Here is a 6000-nt window from a genome sequence, read left to right as displayed (position 1 = left end):
AGGAGGTATTTTTCAAATTTTTACAGACTTGTCAAGTGTTTTATGCAGAAAAAATGGGGGAATCAACAAAAATTAATGATACTAGAAATGAGTAATCATAGGAGCTAATGAGTTTCCGTGAAAGCTCAAATCAGGGTAAGGGGGATATATCATGACAAATGAAGTAGAGTTAGTCCATAAGATTGCAGATAATATAGAAAAAGTTATTTTAGGTAAGAGACTTGAAGTATACAATATACTAAAAGGAATATTAGCTAATGGTCATATTTTAATTGAAGATATTCCGGGGGTAGGAAAAACCACACTTATAAAAGCATTAGCAAAGTCACTAAGTTTATCTTATAGTAGAATTCAATTTACACCGGATCTTTTGCCTTCGGATATTATTGGAGTGTCTATATATAACCAAAAAACTATGGAGTTTGAATATAAAAAAGGACCTATTTTTTCTAATATAGTACTGGCAGATGAAATAAATAGAACATCACCTAAAACACAGTCTGCACTACTTGAGGCAATGGAAGAAAAACAAATTTCGGAAGGTGGAATTACATATAAGCTAAAAGAACCCTTTCTGGTTTTAGCCACAGAAAATCCTATAGAGTATGAAGGTACTTTTTCATTGCCAGAGGCACAACTAGATAGATTTATGATTAAGGTAAGTATAGGGTACCCTAACTCAGATGCTGAAGTAGATATATTAGAGTTATATAGGCAAAATAATCCTATTGAAGAATTAGAAGCTGTAGCCACAGAGGATGATATTATATATTTACAGAAAAAGGTTAGAGAGATTCACGTTGAAAAAGAGTTAAATGAATATATAGTTAAAATAGTTAATGCTACTCGGGATAATAGTTTTATACTTTTAGGAGGAAGCATAAGAGCATCATTAGCACTACAAAGACTTGCACAAGCAACTGCACTTATAAATGGAAGAGATTACATTATACCTGAGGATATAAGGGGAAATGTAATGATTGTCTTAAGTCATAGAATAACCTTGACCTCATCTGCCAGAGCTAATAATTATAGTACGCAGCAGGTGATTTCAGATATTTTAAAAACTATTCAAGTTCCTAAGGTTAAGTAGTATGACACGGGTGAATAAAAAAATAGTATTTTTGAGTATAGTGGCTTTTATTTTTGCTTTTCTATCAGGAGGCAACCTACCATATGCAATATTTTATGTATTCACGTTTAGCATAATTTTAGGAATAATTTATATGTGCATAGCTAAAAAGAGTTTGAATGCTAAACTGAGATATGACAGTAAAATTTATAATGTGGGAGATATTGCCAATTTTACGATAATAGCTGAAAATTTAGGGATAATACCTACTCCTTATGTTTACGTGCAAAGCATAATGTTACGGTCACTAATAGAAGGATACCGAGGGAACTTGATTTTTCTAGGTGGGGACAAGTGTGTATGGATTAAAAATAAAATACTTTTTACGAAAAGAGGAATTTATGATTTTGGAGATATATCTCTCGAAGCTAGTGATTTATTTTGTATTTTAAAATCAGTTAAAAACATCCACAAGGAACTTTATATTAAGGTGTATCCTAAGGTATATGATCTAAGTAATATAAGTTTAAGTGGGCGAGATTGTTATGAAAATCGTATTAATAGTAAGAGTGGGATTGATGATTTTACACTAATTAAAGACATAAGAAAGTATAATACAGGAGATAATCTTAAAAAAGTACATTGGAAATTAAGTGCAAAGCATGGAGAATTGTATGTGAAGAATTTTGATTCAATTTCAGGCAAAGAATGTAACTTGTTTATGAATATGCATATTGACAATTTGGGTAGTGATTTATTTGAAATTATTGAGGAAGATATGGTGGATTTCTCAGTATCACTGGCAAAATATATGGTGAATAATAGAATAAGAACTAAGTTATTTATAAATGCAAAAGAGCAAAAAAATATAGAGGTAGAGTCTAAGGAAGCTTTTCTAGGACTAATGGAATACTTTTTAAAATCTAAAAGTGATGGAACTTTAGAATTTACTAGCTTTATAAAATCAAATTTGCGACATATACCTAAAGGAAATTGGATAGGAATTGTAAGCATAGCTGTTGATGATAGTTTGCGAGATGTGCTTATGAATTTAAAAGAGATGGGATATAGAGTTAATGTATTCTACCATGGAAAAGTTTTTAACAATTTGAAAAATGTGAATTTTCTTAAAAATGTTGAACTTCTTAAAAATGTTGGGATAGATTGCATTAATTTCAAGCAAGTCATAGAGAAGGTGAAGCAATGAAATGGATAAAGGAAAAACTCATATACATAGTTCTGATATATGTAAACTTAAACTTTATTTTAAGACTTCTAGAAAAAGGTATATATATTGAGAATTTCAATTATGGATTTACAAGTTTGCTGCTGTTAATGGGCTTTTTTATTTATTGGTTTTATGACTACCTGCTTAAAAAAGGGAGGTATAAGGTATTATTTACATTGTTTATATTTATTATAGGTGGTGCCTATTATTTTAAAAAAGTTAAATTTGTTAATGGTATAATAAACCAATATATCTTTAAAAATATAATTAATCTAAATGACCTTATATATGAGCAGGCTACTACTTACTTTTATCAATATAAAATTATATTTATCTTAATAATTCCATTGACTACGGCTTTAATTTTATGGGTAACTTTTAGATTTATGAAGAAATTTATATTAACAGTAACTCTTGCTGCAGTTATTGCATTATGGTTTTCTGCTAGCTATACTACAGTCAAAGATTATTTATTTATATATATTTTTATTTCCTTATTTAGTTTTATTATTATGGACTACATTAAAAGGATTCAGAAGTATAAGGATGAGGGTGTAAAGGTATCTTTAAAATTTGTTCCGATTTTAATCTATGCCCTTATAATATCATTAGTAATTTCGAAAGTATCTATTATGTTACCACAGGAGTATAAAGGTCATGAATTTACTTATTTGGGTAATTATTTTGAAAATAAATTTGCACCTGCTGAATCCCAGACTTCTACGGCAAATAAAGATAGATATAAGTTGTCAAGCTCTGGTTACAGCAATAATGATAAAAGATTAGGAGGACCTATTTCTTTAAATTATCAAGATGTATTTAAGGTCAAAAGTGATAAGCCTTATTATTTAAAGGGGAATGCTCTGGATTTTTATGATGGAAATAAGTGGACCAAATCTAATGAAAGTTATTATAAGAAAATTGACAGTAAAAACATGGAATTTTTAAATTATGGCAAAAAATCAATGGATATGAAAAATTCACTAATTATATATCCAGATAAAAAATTTAAAACTAATACAATATTTGTACCTAACTATGCATTTAATGTAGGTGTTGCTGAGAAAATACTGTTTTATGATAAATCACCTACAGTTTTAAGTGAAGGCACAGTTACAAAACCGTATAATGTAGATTTCTATAAATATAGTGATATCATTGATACTATTGAAGATGTAAGAGATTATAGAAATAAAGTCTCTCAGATTAAAAATAATATTGAAACGAATGAAATGCCTATGCATTATTTGTTACAGCCTAAACCTAAGAATGCTAATATACTGAGTGATAAAAATACCCTTATAGAAGAAAAATTTTCATTTAGAAACAGTGAGGATTTTGAAGTGGCAAGAAACTATGGTGAGTATCTTCAGGTGCCAAAAAATATTTCTCAAAGGACATACGATTTAGTTAAGGATATTACAAAAGATTCTAATACTAGCATAGAAAAGGTATTGGAAATTAAGAAGTATTTAACAAAAAATTATGTTTATGATTTACAGGTTTCAGTGGTGCCTGAAAATAGTGAATTTATTGATTATTTTTTGTTCGTGGAAAAAAAGGGGTACTGTACTTATTTTAATACAGCAATGACTGTTATGTCTAGAATTGCTGGAGTTCCTGCAAGATATGTAGAGGGATTTAAAACGCCTGATAAAAAAGATGCTACTGGATTGTATAATGTCTCTAATTCTGATGCCCATGCTTGGTCTGAAGTGTTACTTGGAACCTTGGAATATTCAAATATGTGGACAATAGTGGATGCATCTCCTACTGCCTCAGAAGATATGAAAAGAAAATTAAAGGAGCTGGAAAAAGAACAAAAAAATATTTATAATAGTGGAGGTAATGGTGTAAATACCATTCATAAACCTCAAAATATTATAGATGATACAGGCCTCGGAGAAGGAGCTTCCGAAAGCAAGGTAGGGGTATTATCAGATTCACAGATTAAGGCAATGAACATATTAACTTCAATTATATTATTTATGTTAATGAGAATTATTAAAGTTTTAAAAAGGCGCAGTAAGCTATTAAAATCTAAAAAAATTGCACCGCTATATAATTATTATATTTATAGACTAGAGGAAGTAGGAATAGTTAAACCTGAATATCAAGGTGACTTAGAGTTTGTAAGTGGGATAAGGAATTTGGGGCTTAAAGAAAAAATGAAAATTTTAGTTAACGGGGCATATGAGGAGAACTATAGCAAACATTCAGAGGCGACACTGAATAATGTTGAATACTATGAATTTTTGGAGATATATTTAAAAAAATATGAAGGAAGGTTCCAGTATTTATTGAATAAGTACTTAGGTATGTTTAAATAATAAACCTAGTATATTTTCTATAACTTAAGATAGATTGAACAAAATACATAAGAAGGAAGGTAAAAATATGGATTATAAATTAATATGCATCGATATGGATGGTACATTATTAAATGATGAAAAAATTATTAGTGCGAAGAACCTTCGAGCTATAAAATTGGCAAGTGAAAAAGGTGTAAGAATTGCGGTATGTACAGGAAGAATTTTCACTTCAGCAGAATTTTTTTCAGAACTTTTGGGAGTTAAGTCTCCAGTGATAGCTTCAAATGGAGCTTATATTAGGGAGAAAGACAGAAATGAAGTGGTTTATAAGTCAACTCTAGGAGTAGAAAAATGTAAGAAACTTTTGTCAGTGTTTAGACAGTACAGTCTATATCCACACTATTATACCAGCAATATAGTTTTTACAGAGAAATTAATACACTCTTCATGTTTTTATAAGGAAGTTAATAAAACCTTACCTAAGGATAAGCAGGTTGAAATAGTCCTTGTTGAGGATTGGGATGAGATATTTGAGAAATATGAGAGTGAAATTTTTAAGGGTATAGCAGTAGATGAGGATTTAGAAAAATTACAGAATGCAAAAAATCAACTAAAAGGCATGGAAGATTTTGAAGTGGTAAGTTCCCGCTTTGATAATCTTGAAGTTATGAATAAGGGAGTATCAAAGGGGAATGCGGTTAAGATTTTAGGAGATTATTATGGAATAAATAGTAAGCAGATTATTTGTATAGGGGATAGTGAAAATGATTTGTCTATGATTAAATTTGCTGGACTTGGAGTTGCTATGGAAAATGGAAATGATGCTGTAAAAAAAGCGTCACAGTATATTACTGATAGTAATAATTGTGATGGGGTAGCAAAGGTTATTGAGAAATTTGTGTTAGAGGTATAACAGTTTTTCTTGGATTATGCTTTAACTAAAAGTATATATTGCTGGAATGCTTTCACTTCGCCAAGTAATTCTAAAATTTATTTTATCTGCATCTGCTAAAAAATGCAAACTCGCTGACGCTCAAACATGCATTTTTCTGTACGCAGTTGCAGATAAAATAAATTTTGAATTACTAAGGCTTATTCAAATGCATCCTGCGCAATATATACTTTTGTTAGCATAATCCAAGAAAAAACACCTAATTTTCGAAATGGCTATAATTTTTATGCGATTTAACGAATATTGGAAGTTTTTATAAAATTTAATTGCGATGTAATAAAGACGCAATAGTTTATTGAATCTATATTATCGAACGGAGAGAAATTGAGTGATTTTGCTAGACAAGAATATGAAATGATGGAAGATGGGTTTAGACTAGAACACACAGTACCGTTATATTTTATGGGCATTATTATTTATTAAAATATAGCTTAAA

The 6000-nt window shown here is 29.6% G+C and carries 4 protein-coding genes; all 4 read left to right on the top strand.

Annotated features, from left to right (window positions below; translation table 11 throughout):
- The first annotated feature begins 151 nt into the window (after nucleotides 1–151).
- Nucleotides 152–1093, top strand: coding sequence for an AAA family ATPase (locus Ctaglu_RS07675; protein ID WP_124999682.1), 942 nt, complete (start codon nucleotides 152–154; stop codon nucleotides 1091–1093).
- Between the two features lie 133 nt (nucleotides 1094–1226).
- Nucleotides 1227–2279: a DUF58 domain-containing protein gene (locus Ctaglu_RS07670; protein WP_185732618.1), complete on the top strand. Its 1053-nt coding sequence runs from the start codon at nucleotides 1227–1229 to the stop codon at nucleotides 2277–2279.
- A complete protein-coding gene (locus tag Ctaglu_RS07665) occupies nucleotides 2276–4630 on the top strand; it encodes a transglutaminase-like domain-containing protein (protein ID WP_124999678.1) in 2355 nt (784 codons plus the stop codon). Before Ctaglu_RS07670 ends, Ctaglu_RS07665 begins: the two co-directional genes overlap by 4 nt.
- A 67-nt stretch (nucleotides 4631–4697) precedes the next feature.
- Nucleotides 4698–5525 carry a Cof-type HAD-IIB family hydrolase gene (locus Ctaglu_RS07660; protein ID WP_124999676.1) on the top strand — a complete coding sequence of 276 codons (828 nt, stop codon included), beginning with the start codon at nucleotides 4698–4700 and terminating at the stop codon, nucleotides 5523–5525.
- The last annotated feature ends 475 nt before the right edge of the window (nucleotides 5526–6000 follow it).

This window comes from Clostridium tagluense (assembly GCF_003865095.1).
In the GTDB taxonomy this organism is placed as follows: Bacteria; Bacillota; Clostridia; order Clostridiales; family Clostridiaceae; genus Clostridium_AD; species Clostridium_AD tagluense.
The sequence above is the reverse complement of the archived record's forward strand: the minus strand, read 5'-3'. Positions and strand labels throughout refer to the sequence as shown.

Bases quoted from the DNA above. Each gene is read 5' to 3' on its own strand.
- Ctaglu_RS07675 (WP_124999682.1), top strand. From the start codon at position 152: ATGACAAATGAAGTAGAGTTAGTCCATAAGATTGCAGATAATATAGAA.
- Ctaglu_RS07670 (WP_185732618.1), top strand. From the start codon at position 1,227: ATGTGCATAGCTAAAAAGAGTTTGAATGCTAAACTGAGATATGACAGT.
- Ctaglu_RS07665 (WP_124999678.1), top strand. From the start codon at position 2,276: ATGAAATGGATAAAGGAAAAACTCATATACATAGTTCTGATATATGTA.
- Ctaglu_RS07660 (WP_124999676.1), top strand. From the start codon at position 4,698: ATGGATTATAAATTAATATGCATCGATATGGATGGTACATTATTAAAT.